At 37.0% G+C, this 14,233-nt stretch carries 18 protein-coding genes; 13 read left to right on the top strand and 5 right to left on the bottom strand.

Annotation, left to right across the window (positions count from 1 at the left end):
* The first annotated feature begins 14 nt into the window (after positions 1-14).
* From DIS06_RS20345 to DIS06_RS05470, 4 genes are all read left to right on the top strand, one after another.
* Positions 15-785, top strand: coding sequence for a sporulation protein (locus DIS06_RS20345; protein WP_204166756.1), 771 nt, complete (start codon positions 15-17; stop codon positions 783-785).
* A 64-nt stretch (positions 786-849) separates the two neighbouring features.
* Entirely contained in the window at positions 850-990 is a 141-nt protein-coding gene (locus tag DIS06_RS20090; RefSeq protein WP_162595876.1) for a hypothetical protein, read from the top strand.
* Positions 991-1,074: 84 nt separating this feature from the next.
* A complete protein-coding gene (locus tag DIS06_RS05475) occupies positions 1,075-1,710 on the top strand; it encodes a phosphatase PAP2 family protein (RefSeq protein ID WP_110112231.1) in 636 nt (211 codons plus the stop codon).
* Between the two features lie 42 nt (positions 1,711-1,752).
* Complete coding sequence (locus tag DIS06_RS05470; protein ID WP_110112230.1) at positions 1,753-2,253, top strand: hypothetical protein; 501 nt, start codon at positions 1,753-1,755, stop codon at positions 2,251-2,253.
* 94 nt (positions 2,254-2,347) lie between these two features.
* Here DIS06_RS05470 and DIS06_RS05465 read toward each other — a convergent pair whose 3' ends face one another.
* Complete coding sequence (locus DIS06_RS05465; protein ID WP_110112229.1) at positions 2,348-3,760, bottom strand: LVIVD repeat-containing protein; 1,413 nt, start codon at positions 3,758-3,760, stop codon at positions 2,348-2,350.
* A gap of 335 nt (positions 3,761-4,095) precedes the next feature.
* Between DIS06_RS05465 and DIS06_RS05460 the strand changes: the two genes are divergently transcribed.
* On the top strand, positions 4,096-4,419 hold the full coding sequence (locus DIS06_RS05460) for a YodL domain-containing protein (protein ID WP_343287486.1): 324 nt from the start codon (positions 4,096-4,098) through the stop codon (positions 4,417-4,419).
* A gap of 46 nt (positions 4,420-4,465) precedes the next feature.
* On the opposite strand, the gene DIS06_RS20340 is transcribed toward DIS06_RS05460, so the two are convergent.
* Positions 4,466-4,624, bottom strand: a complete 159-nt coding sequence (locus DIS06_RS20340) for a hypothetical protein (RefSeq protein ID WP_204166755.1) — start codon at positions 4,622-4,624, stop codon at positions 4,466-4,468.
* Between the two features lie 386 nt (positions 4,625-5,010).
* Here DIS06_RS20340 and deoD point away from each other — a divergent pair, with 386 nt between their 5' ends.
* The 3 genes from deoD to DIS06_RS05445 all read left to right on the top strand — a co-directional run bounded on the left by deoD (position 5,011) and on the right by DIS06_RS05445 (position 8,327).
* Positions 5,011-5,715, top strand: coding sequence for a purine-nucleoside phosphorylase (deoD, locus tag DIS06_RS05455; RefSeq protein ID WP_110112228.1), 705 nt, complete (start codon positions 5,011-5,013; stop codon positions 5,713-5,715).
* A gap of 181 nt (positions 5,716-5,896) precedes the next feature.
* The gene (locus DIS06_RS05450) at positions 5,897-6,127 is read left to right on the top strand and encodes a DUF2087 domain-containing protein (RefSeq protein ID WP_239421895.1); all 231 of its coding nucleotides are present in this window, start codon (positions 5,897-5,899) and stop codon (positions 6,125-6,127) included.
* A gap of 748 nt (positions 6,128-6,875) precedes the next feature.
* On the top strand, positions 6,876-8,327 hold the full coding sequence (locus DIS06_RS05445; RefSeq protein ID WP_110112227.1) for a SulP family inorganic anion transporter: 1,452 nt from the start codon (positions 6,876-6,878) through the stop codon (positions 8,325-8,327).
* A 32-nt stretch (positions 8,328-8,359) separates the two neighbouring features.
* Here DIS06_RS05445 and DIS06_RS05440 read toward each other — a convergent pair whose 3' ends face one another.
* From DIS06_RS05440 to DIS06_RS05435, 3 genes are all read right to left on the bottom strand, one after another.
* Positions 8,360-8,539, bottom strand: coding sequence for a hypothetical protein (locus DIS06_RS05440; RefSeq protein WP_110112226.1), 180 nt, complete (start codon positions 8,537-8,539; stop codon positions 8,360-8,362).
* Positions 8,540-8,624: 85 nt separating this feature from the next.
* Positions 8,625-8,780 (bottom strand): hypothetical protein, encoded by a 156-nt coding sequence (locus DIS06_RS20335; RefSeq protein ID WP_204166754.1) that lies wholly within the window; start codon positions 8,778-8,780, stop codon positions 8,625-8,627.
* A gap of 171 nt (positions 8,781-8,951) precedes the next feature.
* Positions 8,952-10,118, bottom strand: coding sequence for an FtsW/RodA/SpoVE family cell cycle protein (locus DIS06_RS05435; protein WP_110112225.1), 1,167 nt, complete (start codon positions 10,116-10,118; stop codon positions 8,952-8,954).
* Positions 10,119-10,449: 331 nt separating this feature from the next.
* Between DIS06_RS05435 and DIS06_RS05430 the strand changes: the two genes are divergently transcribed.
* From DIS06_RS05430 to DIS06_RS05410, 5 genes are all read left to right on the top strand, one after another.
* Complete coding sequence (locus DIS06_RS05430; protein ID WP_110112224.1) at positions 10,450-11,028, top strand: hypothetical protein; 579 nt, start codon at positions 10,450-10,452, stop codon at positions 11,026-11,028.
* Positions 11,029-11,099: 71 nt separating this feature from the next.
* Complete coding sequence (locus DIS06_RS05425; RefSeq protein ID WP_110112223.1) at positions 11,100-11,528, top strand: transporter; 429 nt, start codon at positions 11,100-11,102, stop codon at positions 11,526-11,528.
* A gap of 313 nt (positions 11,529-11,841) precedes the next feature.
* On the top strand, positions 11,842-12,468 hold the full coding sequence (locus tag DIS06_RS05420; protein ID WP_110112222.1) for an FMN-dependent NADH-azoreductase: 627 nt from the start codon (positions 11,842-11,844) through the stop codon (positions 12,466-12,468).
* 363 nt (positions 12,469-12,831) lie between these two features.
* Positions 12,832-13,335: a PTS sugar transporter subunit IIA gene (locus DIS06_RS05415; RefSeq protein ID WP_110112221.1), complete on the top strand. Its 504-nt coding sequence runs from the start codon at positions 12,832-12,834 to the stop codon at positions 13,333-13,335.
* 37 nt (positions 13,336-13,372) lie between these two features.
* The gene (locus DIS06_RS05410; protein ID WP_110112220.1) at positions 13,373-14,200 is read left to right on the top strand and encodes a PRD domain-containing protein; all 828 of its coding nucleotides are present in this window, start codon (positions 13,373-13,375) and stop codon (positions 14,198-14,200) included.
* Positions 14,201-14,233: the final 33 nt, after the last annotated feature.

The following is a 14,233-nucleotide window of genomic DNA, read 5'->3' as shown; positions in this document are numbered from 1 at the left end:
TTGGAGGGAGAACGATGGCTTTATTTAATAAAGTATTAGCGCGCATTGGAGTCGGTGCAGCGAAAGTAGACACGAAGTTGTATAACGATAAATTAACGGCAGGTTCAACAATTGAAGGTGTAGTAGAAGTGTACGGTGGAAATGTAGAACAAGAAATTGATAGTATTTACTTAAAACTGTTTACAAGCTACGTGCGAGAAGTCGACGATAAAAAAGTAAAGCAAGACGTCATGTTAAACAATTTTAAAATTAGCAATCCGTTTGTTATTACACCTGGAGAAACAAAGCAGCTACCGTTTTCTTTTGAACTGCCAAAAGATACACCGATTACAATGGGGAAAACACGAGTATGGGTAGCGACAGGGCTTGATATTAAAAATGCAGTCGATCCGCAAGATGTCGATTATGTCAATGTATTGCCGAATAAAATGGTGTCAGCTGTCATTCCAGCGATGGAGCAGTTAGGCTTTCGTTTACGTCAAGTTGAATGTGAAGAAGCGCCAAGAAAAATGCGCAAACGACTCCCATTTGTACAAGAATTTGAATTTGTACCGACTAGCGGCTCGTATTATGGAAAGTTAGATGAAGTAGAAGTCATCGTTCAACCAGATGGTCCGGATCAATATGAATTATTAATTGAAGTAGACCGACGTGCTAGAGGGCTAGGAGGCTTTTTAGCAGAAGCACTTGAAATGGATGAAACCATTGTGAAAACAACGGTTCATGAACGAGACACCGTCAATATTAAGTCGATTTTAAATCAGCTTATTGCAAAGTATAGTTAAGTAATCATGGATAAAATGCTTGCTTTCTTCACATAGTAACAAATGTGAGAAAGGGGGCGTAACCATGTCACATAAACATAGCAATCAAACAGAGCAAAAAGCGATAACAAAATCAAAACGTATGGAACCTGAATTCTCTAACGAGTTTGTAACGAATCAGGCACCTCAAAAAGAACATTATAAACAACCAAAGAAAAACAGCTAATAGCTGAGTCGTCCCTTTCCGTTCGATAAAATGATGAGGAAAAGAGGGACGATTTTTAATTTTAGATAGAAAGTTGTGCATAGTATGAAAAAACAAATCATGGTTATTTTAAGCTCTTTACTCGTCTTTTTACTTATTGTGTTTATTCATAAAACTTCCTCAATCGAAGCGTTTGATATCGAAGTATTGCGAGCGGTATTTGAACTCAGACAACCTTGGCTCACACCGATTATGATTTTCTTTACAGAGGTTGGGTCTTGGTACGTAACGGCTCCAATGTGGTTTGGCCTACTTATCTTTTTGTTGTATAAGCGAGAAGCGGGTGCTGCTCTCTTTATCACACTCGTTTATTTTGGGTCTCGTTCATTAAATTGGCTATTAAAAGAAGTGTTTGAGCGTCCACGTCCCCAACTAAGTCAATTAATTGAAGCGGGCCACTATAGTTTTCCAAGTGGACATGCAATGAATTCAATGGCATTTTATGGTGCTCTCATACTGTTGATTCGTATGTATATCAACGAGCAAAATTATGTAAAAGGTGTAGTCATCACTTTACTTGTGTGGTTGATTAGCTTAATTGGATTTAGCCGCATGTATTTAGGGGTTCATTATCTTACAGATATACTAGCAGGATTTGCGATGGGCACTGCTTGGTTATTTGTAGTATTTCTTTTCTATCAACGTACAGCAAGTGAAAAAAAGAAGGTTGAAAGAGGGTGAAAGCGGATATATATAGATTGTGTCGTTAAGGAGGAGTAAAAAGTGAGTGTTATAAACAATGTTACGCAGTTTCGAAATGCGTATCTAGATCATTTACATACATATATGTCACAAAGCGAAGTAATAGAGATTCAACATTATAAACAATCGATTGAAACGAAACATCCGTACGAACAAATCCGTACGATGTTTCATGACCTTCCTTTGTTTTATGGTCATACTCATATGACGTTACTAGAGATGATGACAGAAGCACTAGGAGCGGTAGTAGAAGCATTTGTTAAAACGATTTTAAACGAAGAGCAATGTACATTTATTGACACACCTTCGTTATTTTGTGGTCCACGTGTTTATGAGTTAAATCATCATGGTGAACTAGAGCTTACGGTTGATTTGTCAGTAACGTGTACGAAAACGAACGTATTATTTGTATCTGTAAAATGTACAAAATATGATCTTATTTGTGATTCCAGTTTGCATTTTGTGTGTGAAAACATTGTCAATCAATTAAAACGACAGCTCGTAAAAGGACGAGTCGGATAAGATAAGAAAAGAGGGTGTCCCAAAAGTTTATACCTTTTGGGACACCCTCATATTATCAACTGAAACACTTATGTCCCAGCCTCTTTTTGTTTGCTTAACGTTGAACGCCTGTTTCGCTACCACCGCTATTATTTTTTAGTAACACTTTTAACCCTGAACCGATGTCAGATGCGAGTACATAATTGCGATCTACAAATACTCCCCATACGTCTGACTTTTCAGGTGTATAGCGCCCAATTTCACTTGGATTTGCAGGGTCTGTAATATCAACTGCGATGACCCCACCAGCATAGTGAGAGAGATAAAGAGTATTGCCGTGTACTTTTGGGTCATGAACGGTTCTTGAGAACGTACTATATGATGGACCAGCGTTTTCAGGAATATCCGTTGTTAAGTCTGTTTTAAATTCACTTAATAACTTAGGGTTCTTTTTGTCTTTAATATCAAAGATGCGTGTGTACCCAAATGCCGCTTCATAGCCAGGTTTTAGTGGTTGATACACTTCACGTGTTTCAATTAAAATATTCCCACCCTTGGCGACTGCTGATGAGTGAGCTGATCCTTGTTGATGAGAAGCAAAGTCTGTACGTCCTAAGTACGTTGGATTTTCTGGATTACTAATGTCAAAAATAATCGTTCCTAAATCCCACATAGAGATGTACGCATAATCACCATCTACTCTTGTACTATGGTTGAATACGGGGCGAGTTTTTCCATCTGGTGATTTCCAATAGTAACCGTCAAAATCATCAGCTACTTCTGGAAGGGTACGTGGATCAAATTCCCATAGTTTTTTAGGTTGACTTGGGTTTGAGACGTCAACAATTTGGAAGTCTTTTTCTTCTCCATGACTATAATAATCAGCATAAGGATTAGCTGTTAACACAATAGCGCGATTTCCTTGCGTTGTTAGATAAAGCTCATGTGTTCCTCGTGTCTTTTTTGTTACTTCTGAAAACCCTAATTTTTTAGGGTTATACGGGTCAGTAACGTCATAAAGGAGAAAGCCGCCTTTCGAGTTAGGGTTCTTACTATCTAATTGTTGAACACTTACAACAGCTAAATCACCTTTAAAATTTGGAGTGTTAATTGACTTTACGATGACTTTCTCTTGCCACGTACCCGGGATATCATTGTTTGCAAATACAGCCACTTCTTTAGGGGTAGCAGGATCTTTCAAATCATATACACGAACGCCACCATTTGCCCCATTTTTTGTGTGAGTACCTAAATAAGCAAATCCTTTATGAGCATACACATCCGCAAATGAATTTTGTTTTCCATCAGCTCGTACGACATTTGGTTGGGGTGCCGCTTTTTCGTGCCAATACTTTAGGTTTTTGCTACCTCTTAATACTTCAGCTGCTAAATCGTTGTATTCAACGCGATCACCTTTGTCCACATTTACATCACCTAACTCATCATGTGCTAATACATTAAATGGACCTAAAGTAGATAGCGCTAACGTTCCAGCTAGAGCAGCAGTCATAAGAAACTTTTTCTTCAATTCTATCTCTCCCTATTTTTGGATTTTATGTAAAAAATATCAGTAGATTTAAATATACAGAAAGTAAAGAAAATTTTGTATAATTATATAGTTGTGTTTTTTTATTTGATTTTTGTAGCTTTTTGACTAGCTTTGTACCTTTCATCTTATTAGAAAATTCAGATAAATAAGACTTTTGGAGTGAATGCTTGGTAGAAAATAGTGTTACATAGAATGAACTTTATTTCTTGGCAGGTCTTATCGACAAAATAAGTGCTTTTTTGATAAAGGATATTGCATGAAAAAAAGCTAATATAAATAAAAAATCCTTGTGTTGAATAGGAGGCGACGTTTAGGTGTTTAACATATGGAAGCTTGTGAAACGATTGTTGAAGTGGAAAAAAGAGTATGATGTAACGATTATGCAAACGAAAGTAAAAGGGGATGAAAAGGGGTATAAGCAAGTATATCGCCTTACGTTAAAAGCGGGCAGTCATGATGAAGCCACACAAAAAGTATTTCAAATGTTTAATGTAGCCGATACACTTCCAAAAGATTTTCAAGCAAGATACATAGGCACAGGGGATGTTATTTTAATTGATGAAGGAAGGAGAGGGAAATTTTATTATAAATTATGGTCAGGTGGGTGGAAACCTGTTCCACGAATTCAAATTCGTTAAATAGAAAAGCGTCCCAAAATGGACAGTGCCTTTTGGGACAAAATGATTAACTCGTATAGTCTTTTTGATTATGACCAGGGCCATTTTTTCGCTTAGCTGCTGAATACTCATCGGCATGAGCTTCGTGTTCAGCAACAATGGCTTCTGCAGGAATGTGATTATTCTTCTTTGGTGAGTTCGTGCGGTTTCGATGTTTCTTGCCCATCATGATCACCTCGTTTTTTATAATTTTTTATCTGATTTTGATGTCACAGGTTTAAGGCTTCTTTTTGAAGATGGATTGGTTTCATTTGCGTGTTGAACGGCTTGTTGAAGTTTTTTGCTCATTTGTTCATTTGCCATGATTTTTCACCTCTTTCTCCATTAGAATCACCCGTTCTTTCTGCTTTCATCACACCAGTTTTTGCAAAGGATGTATAGATTGTGCAGTAAAAAAGAAAACACGAAAGGTATAACTGTTCGAATAAATTATGGTATAGTGTAAAGGTAGGGACTGATGCGCTTTCATAAGAAGTCAGACATCATACTACTACTAAAAAATGATAAAATTTATCATACTAATGAAAGTTTCACTTTTATAGGAGGTACAAAATGAGCGTACATATTGGAGCAAAAAAAGGTGACATTGCAGAAACGATTCTTCTTCCAGGAGACCCACTTCGTGCAAAATATATTGCAGAAACGTTCTTAGAGGATGTAACGTGCTATAACGAAGTGCGTGGTATGCTTGGATTTACAGGTACATACAAAGGAAAACGAGTATCTGTTCAAGGAACAGGAATGGGTGTACCGTCAATTGCGATTTATGTAAATGAATTAATGAACGAATACGGTGTTCAAAACTTAATTCGTGTTGGAACGTGTGGAGCTATTCAAAAAGACGTAAAAGTGCGTGACGTTATTTTAGCGATGTCTTCATCAACGGATTCAAACATGAATCGTGTGAAATTTGGAGCGATTGACTATGCACCAACTGCAGACTTTAACTTATTGAAGCGTGCATACGATGCCGGTGTTGAAAAAGGTCTTCAATTAAAAGTAGGGAATGTGTTCACAGCGGATCAATTTTATAACGATGACTCTCAACTTGAAAAATTAGCAGCGCATGGTGTATTAGCTGTTGAGATGGAAACGACAGCTCTTTACACATTAGCAGCGAAGTATGGCCGCAAAGCGTTATCTGTTTTAACAGTAAGTGACCACATCTTTACAGGTGAAGAAACAACAGCAGAAGAGCGTCAAACAACATTCAACGATATGATTGTTGTAGCGTTAGAAGCAGCAATTAAAGAGTAACCCTGCAACCATCACGTTATAAATAAACTCCCTTGCTTTGCAATTCACTCAGAATTCAATAAGCAAGGGAGTTTATTTTATGAACCACATTAATCCTCCCCTTCCTTTTTTATCATAAATGACACAAGAATGGTGAAAAGAAAAAATTTACAAAAAACACTTTTTAAACCAAGACGGAACGGTGAAACAAATTCCGGCACAACGTAAAAAGAAATTAATGTTACTTCGTCATTTAATAAAAGGATTTGAACGAGGTAAAAAATATGAAGAGAAAGAAGTGAATGCATACATTGAAAACTATCATGAAGACTATGCAACAATTCGCCGCGAATTCATTATGGCCAATATGATGTATCGTGATCACAATGTGTATGAAGTGAATCCAGAAGAGCTTTGGACGAAAATTGACTAGAGTAGGAATTAATAGTAAAAAGTACTTATTGAATAGATGAATACCTATTATAATAACAAGTAAGTAAACAGACTCGTTTAGGGGAGTAGCGTCAGGGAATACCTGAAACAAAGCCGTCAATACGTGGGGGAAGTTCCATCGGCTTTGTTGACATTGGATAAATGTCTAGCCAGACCTTTGCCTATTTAGGTAAGGGTCTTTTTATATTCTTTTTTTAGAAGGGAAGATTTGTGTTGTAAAAGATCATCGTTTTTCTCATTCGTTCTAATTTACAAAACAAAGGAGAAACGATTTTAGTTGGACATAGACATACGAAGAAATGCATTCGTTGTTCTTATGTTTTGATTATAAATGCAACTGTTTATGTTAGCAGTTGTCACATTAGAGATTAAAAATCCACCTCGTATTCAACAAGTGAGTGGAACAGCCATTCAAATGATGAATTATATCGAAACACCTCCAAGCAAGTAACATAACGATGACAGAAACGTTATTGTTCGTTTTTGAGAAGGAATCATTTCGTTATGTCACACTCTCTTTTTGTGTTACAGAAATGTGTCAAAAGAATAAAGAAGTGAGAAAATAAGAGGATTTGAAAGAAAACATAAGAAAATCCCAACTTTTAATCGTTTTCATCGGTATTTGCAATCATTTTATTTTATGTTATGATACTTGTCGTTGTTATCGGCCCCGACTTCCGTGAGAGTCGAAAGTCAGTACTATTAAAAATTGAATATGAGGTGATGAAATGAACCTAGCAACAGTAAAACAAGAATGGTTCTCAAACGTCAGAGGTGACGTATTATCAGGGATGACGGTTGCGCTTGCGTTAATTCCTGAAGCAATTGCCTTTGCAATCATTGCAGGTGTCGATCCGATGGTTGGGTTGTACGCTTCGTTTTGTATTGCAGTAGTCATTGCGTTTACAGGAGGACGCCCTGGTATGATTTCAGCCGCAACTGGTGCAATGGCACTATTAATGATCAATCTTGTGAAAGATCATGGGATTGAGTATTTATTTGCGGCGACTGTATTAACGGGAATTATTCAAATTATTTTAGGTGTATTAAAAGTGGGCAGATTTATGTCTTTCCTTCCACAAACGGTGATGATTGGGTTTGTAAATTCACTTGCCATTTTAATCTTTACGGCACAGTTGCCGCACTTTGTTGGTGCAAACTGGATGATGTATGCAATGGTAGCAGGTACGCTTGCAATTATCTACTTATTGCCGCTTGTAACGAAAGCCATTCCGTCACCGTTAATTGCGATTGTTTTTATGACAGCGGTGGCTATTTTGGGAGGGCTTGATCTAAAAACAGTAGGAGACATGGGTGCCATTACTCGTTCATTACCAATCTTTCACATCCCGATGGTTGAATTATCATTTGAAACATTAATGATTATACTACCGTATTCATTGCCACTTGCGATTGTTGGTTTATTAGAGTCGCTTTTAACAGCAACGATTGTCGATGAAGCAACGGAGACAAAGTCTGATAAAAATAAAGAAGCACGTGGACAAGGTATTGCAAACATTGTGACTGGTTTCTTTGGTGGGATGGCTGGTTGTGCGATGATTGGACAGTCTGTTATTAATGTAAAATCAGGCGGTCGTGGTCGCTTGTCTTCACTTGTGGCGGGTGTGTTTTTGTTGTTCTTAATCATTGTATTGGGTGATATTGTAACTCAAATCCCAATGGCAGCTCTTGTCGGAGTCATGTTTATGGTCGCAATTGGAACGTTTGATTGGCAGTCATTAAAAGACTTAAAACGTTATCCAGTATCTGATGCAGTTGTCATGGTTGTCACAGTTGCTGTTGTAGTATATACACATAACTTAGCATTAGGTGTTATGTTAGGAATTGTGCTAAGTGCAATTGTGTTTGGCTGGAAAATGGCGAAAATCCGTACAACATCAAAGCTTGAAAATGGTGTAAAAGTTTATTCTGTATCTGGTCAACTATTCTTTGGAACGATGAGCTATTTTATTGAAGAGTTTGACTATCAAAAAGATCCAGAAGTGATTCATATTGATTTTACGCACTCTCACGTATGGGATCATTCAGCCGTTACAGGAATTGCGAAAGTGATGCAGAAGTATAAAAAGTTAAATAAACAGGTTGTTGTGACAGGGTTAAATTCAGAAAGTCAACAAATTGTTGACCGTATTGGTTTACATTCTGTTTCAGGACATTGATAAAAAAGCAGTGTGGATCTCCATACTGCTTTTTACGATTTGTCATTTATCCATGTAAGAAAAATTGAAATACTTAAAGTAATCGTTTTTAGTACATCATTGAATGGAGTAGCTTTTGTACGGGTATAGACTTGCTTACATTCTTCAATGATTTCTTCTTTTTGTTCAGCTAAAATTCCGTATGCTTTGCGTCGATATTGATAATCCATCATCGCAATCATCTCCTTTTATGAACAATATATGTAAGCGTTTTCTTTATTGTACTATATCATAAAGGAAATGATGTTTTCAAGTTGCCTACCTTTGAAACATCGGTAGAATATAGTTGATTAAAAACCAAATAACACCGAAAAAGATAATTAAGTATGCGGCATATTTAATAAAAGTAGACATCACTTTTCCGCTATCTCGTTTCGTTTCTCTATGTTCTACTTTATAATCGCGATTTTCCATTTCTCATCTTCCTTTCTAATAAGTGGTTATGATTACAGAAAATGTACCCCTATAAAAAAGAAAGTAAACATAAAAAAAGAGCAGCGAGTTTAAAACAGTAGAAAAATAAAAATACCTTGCCTAACTATCCATTTCTTGTGCTGGATTTAGTAGGCAAGGCTTTTTTTTACATTATTCAGAGCCGAACATGTAGCGTTTGTAATGATAAGATACGCTAAACATTAACCCCATTGCGAGCATGTTCCCCATTAAAGAACTTCCTCCATACGAGATAAATGGAAGAGGAATTCCCGTAATCGGGAGAACTTGAATCGTCATCCCAATGTTTTGGAAGACGTGGAATGTGAGCATCGCGATGACACCGACACATAAATAAGAATTAAATTCGTTACGAGTTTCAAGCCCAAGCTTAATTAAGTAATAAATTAATACGAAAAATAAACTAATGACGATACTACCACCGATAAATCCAAACTCTTCTCCAATGACGGCAAAGATAAAGTCGGTATGACTTTCTGGTAGGTAAACAACGCCATTTGAAAAGCCTTTACCATTTACCATTCCTGATCCTATTGCTTCTAGCGATTTTTTTAGGTGATACCCTTCAGCACCGCTATATGTATATGGATCAAGCCATGAGTAAATACGACCGAATTGATAAGCTTTTACTTTTAAATATTTTTCCAAAAACTCTGGTGCATAAATAACAAGTGCAAGAATCGATCCCCCAATGGTAACAGCTCCTACAAAAACAGGAACAATAATCTTCCAGGTTACCCCCGATACAAAAACAAGACCTGAAAAAATAGCAAGAAATACTAACGCTGTACCTAAGTCAGGTTGTTGCATAATTAGGAGTAAAGGTAGTGATAGCGTTAATCCCATTTTAAAAAGAAGAATGAAATCTTCTCGAATATGACGAATGCGATATTTTTCATTATGTTTTGTAATAACCGTACTTAACGCAATGATTAAAAAGACTTTCATAAACTCGGAAGGCTGTAATGAAAAGCCAGGAAGTCGAAACCAGCTTTTCGCTCCATTAATAACAGGAGCAATGCTAGGCGGAGCAATAATTAAAAGAATTAATAGTAAGTTACCTAGTCCATATAATACCCATGATAATTTTTGAAACTGGTCTGAGTCAAAGCGCATCACAAATGCAATGATAATCGAGCCAATGATGTAAAAAACAACTTGTTTGACTAAGAAGTTCTCTCCATATTGACCGATGGCTTGAGCACTATAAATCGCAATGCTACTGACACAAAAAAAGAGGAACAAAATAAAGGCTAGATTCCAATCGAATCTACTAACGTTTGTTTGATTTTCACCCATTATAGTCACCTGTCAATCGTAATTCTAAACACAATACAGCTTTTAATTATACATGAACTATCATACAACATAAATAGGATTTTTGCATGAGTAGACACTTGGTTGAATATGGAAGATAAGAGTTCTTCCTTACTTAATTTCATACATACTCTTTTCTACTAACACTAAAAAAATTCAACTTTTCTCTATTAAATGAAACAGACTTATATAGTATTTCATAAATCTTTCAATTACGTCGTACATCATGTGTCATAGTAGAAATTCAAATCATATTGAGAGAGAAGTAAGCATATAGTAGAACATAGATTAAGAGAGAATAGGAGAGAATGAGATGACGAAGGGAGAACTTATCGTAGTACAGATCTTACTTTTATTTCTGCTTTGGACATGTTTCTATATGACGCGCTATCACATTCACGTTCAAGCGAAAGTAGGGACATTTGTGTCGGTCATTGTAGGAGCAAATGTGGGCTTTTTAGTAGGAATGGGGAGTTATTTATTTTTAGGACAACCTCCATCAATGGCAACCTTACTTGGCTCTTGCATCGGGCTAGGAATTGGGTGGTTTGTGGCCATTCCTGTTTCTACATTTGCCATTATTCTAGGCTCGTTTTCAGGTGTGATAAGTGGAGTGATAGGAGTGTGGGTCATTCAGGTAGTATCCGTTGAACAAGCTCATGGTGTATGGCTTTTCTTTTCGTTCTTGACTCTATTTTGGTTCATGGTTATCTTGTTTATGATTTTAAAAAGAATTCCTCCACATGAAGACGTGTTTGTGAAAAAATTTATCCAGCATCCTCTTATATTAGGTCTCGCTTTAATTGTCATCTTTTCTATATATGGTAAGATTGAACGATTTTTACCGCAAGCAGAAGATACAACAACTCCTGCACCACCGAAAACAGAATAGACATTCACCCATTTCTTTTGTGGTGCATAGTGTATGTTAGTATGTTAAAGCCACTGAAAGGGGTAAAAAGCATGTACTATCCATATGATCCGAGGTTTATTGGTATTCCAATCGGTGGAGGTGGTCAATCATTTCCACCAGGTTTCCCAGGAGGAGGTCAGCCGTTTCCACCAGGTTTTCCAGGTGGAGGAGGGGGATTTCCACCATCGCCACCGCCCGGTCAAGGAGGCCAGGGAAGTACACAACCTCCAACATCGCCACCACCTTCTTTTACACCACAATTAAGTGCGAGTGGTCCATCGGTATTTGCAGTTGACCCTGGTGCTATTCGACGTTGTTTATTTCGCTTTACGTATATTTGGCAAAATAATGGACGTCAATTTTGGTTTTATCCGACATTTGTAGGGCGTAACTCTGTTGCAGGTTTCAGATGGACGGGATTTTTCTGGGTATATTCAGGAATTGATTTACAAACGATTCGTGAGTTTCAATGCTTCTAAAATAGGAATCAAAGAGGGGCGGAAAGCCTCCTTTTTGATTCATACCAATTATTTTTAAGAGATACAGTGGGTGAGTTGACGAAGGACTTACATAGACAGGTAAGGTGATTAAGATAGAAAAAGCTTGCGAGAACGTGTACGAGATGCGAGTTGAATTTTTTTAACCAAATGAGTTGACGAACAAAAAAAGTCGTTATATAATAAATCTCGAATTGAAGATAAATGATTTGAGTATAAATGATTTATCTCTTTTTATACACAGTTATTCTTAATTAAAAATATATTAATTAACAATTTTAGGGAGATGAAAAATATGGCAAACGTATTGTATGTAAAGGTAAATCCAAAAACAGATGAGGCATCATTTTCAGCTCGATTAGCAAATGCATTTTTAGATGCATATCAAACAGCAAATCCAGCAGACACAGTGACAACATTAGATGTATACAATGAAAACATTCCATTCATTGATGGAGACGTGTTAAGTGCATGGGGGAAAGCAGCGAGTGGTCAAGAATTAACAGCGGAAGAAACAGCAAAAGTAACACGTATGACAGAATTAGTTGATCAATTTTTAGCAGCAGACAAAATTGTCTTTTCAGCCCCAATGTGGAACTTTGGATTCCCACCATTAATGAAAGCGTATATCGATAACATCGCAATGGCAGGTAAAACGTTCAAATACACTGAAAACGGACCAGTTGGATTAGCGGGCGATAAGAAAGTTGTATTATTAGAAGCGCGCGGCGGTGTGTATTCTGAAGGTCCAGCTGCAGAACTTGAACACACACAAAGCTATCTTCGCGCTGTAATGGGCTTTGTTGGCATCACTGACTTCCAACTAGTCGTATCAGAAGGCATGGCAGCAGCACCTTCAGAAGCAGAAGCAATCTATGCAAAAGCAGAAGAAGAGGCGAAAAACGTAGCACGTAACTTCTAAGTTGATACGCATTAATGGTGATGGTGGATTACAGGCAAGCAGGAGCTTGCCTTGTCACGCTTATGCGTGACACTTTTAAAAAGGAGAGAGGCAGGAGGACAAATTTATTTGTCGCTAATGTCTCTCTCCTTTTTAAAAGGTAAGCCACCATCACGTTAGGAATGAGTTAATAGTAAAAATTGCTATTTTTAAAACATTTTTATTTACAAGTCAGTAAAAACCATGTTTAAATAGTGAACGTATTGACTTTCATGTGAAGCGTGCAAGAGAGTATGGTCTTTCTTCATGCTTTTTTGTTTTGACACTTGTGTGATGGGGTAAGCTAAAAACAATAACACAATTGTAAAGAGAAAGGTGATTAACATGTTTAAAAAACTATTTGGCGGTAAATCAAAAGAAGTTTCAAAAGATACGACATTAGTTGCACCACTAACAGGAACAATTTTACCTTTAAGCGAAGTGCCAGATCCAGTATTCTCTCAAAAGATGATGGGCGATGGATTCGCAATTGAGCCAACTGAAGGACAAGTTGTGTCTCCAGTTGAAGGAGAAGTTGTTCAATTATTCCATACAAAACATGCAATCGGTTTAAAAACAGAAGCAGGTACTGAAGTACTAATACATATCGGCCTTGAAACAGTGGCAATGGAAGGCGAAGGATTTGAAGCTCACATTCAACAAGGTGATAAAGTAAAAGTGGGTTCACCACTTGTGACATTTGATTTAGAATTAGTGAAACAAAAAGCGAAAAGCACAATTACACCGGTTGTCATTACAAACAGTGATCAAATGGCTTCATTTGAAGTAGTAGCACAAGGCTCTGTTCAAAAAGGGCAAACAGAATCTGCGAAAGTGACGATGAAGTAATGAAAGCATCTTCTTCCTGTAAAGGAGGAACAGTAAGGTGAGAATTTTAAAAGTACTAAACAATAATGCAGCTGTCATCAAAGAGGGGGCCATCGAAAAAATTGCGATGGGCCCTGGTATTGCTTTTCAAAAAAAGAAAAATGATATCATCAACATGGCAAAAGTTGAAAAACTATTTGTGATGAAAGAAGAAAATGAAAAGTTTCAAGAAATTTTACGAAACGTACCTGAAGAGCATATTGAAGTAGCGGAAGAAATTATTTCATATGCAGAAGTGACGCTAAACGTAACATTAAGTGAGCATATTCATATTGCGTTAACGGATCATTTATCGTTTGCGGTTGAACGGTTGCGACGAGGCATTGCCATTCAAAACAAGCTGTTAAATGAAATTAAAGCACTGTATCGCCCAGAGTATGAAATTGGGCTGTGGGCAGTCGAACATGTTCGTGCTCGGTTAGAAGTAGATATGCCAATTGATGAAGCGGGTTATATTGCACTTCATATTCACACAGCGAAGTTAGAAACATCCAGTATGCAACAGGCGATGATGCATGCAACGATGATTAATGAGATGATAGGAATCATTGAACAAGAGTTAGATGTCACAATGGATGAAAACAGCATGTCCTATCAGCGACTACTGACGCATTTACGTTTTGCACTCAATCGTGTTGAACAAAGAGAGCCGTTTCACTCAATGGATGATGACATGTTACTTATTTTAAAAACGAAGTATGAGCAATCGTTTCAATGTGCCGAAAAGATTGGAGAATTTTTAAAGAAAGAGTATGACATTACGTTTCCAGAGTCTGAAATTGGTTACATTACTCTTCACATTCATCGAATTAAAGAACGAATTTGATTGAATATGAGGGTTTTTGATTTAAAATAATTG

This window comes from Bacillus sp. CGMCC 1.16541, from assembly GCF_003184905.1.
Lineage (GTDB): Bacteria > Bacillota > Bacilli > Bacillales > Bacillaceae_H > Priestia.
The sequence above is the reverse complement of the archived record's forward strand: the minus strand, read 5'-3'. Positions and strand labels throughout refer to the sequence as shown.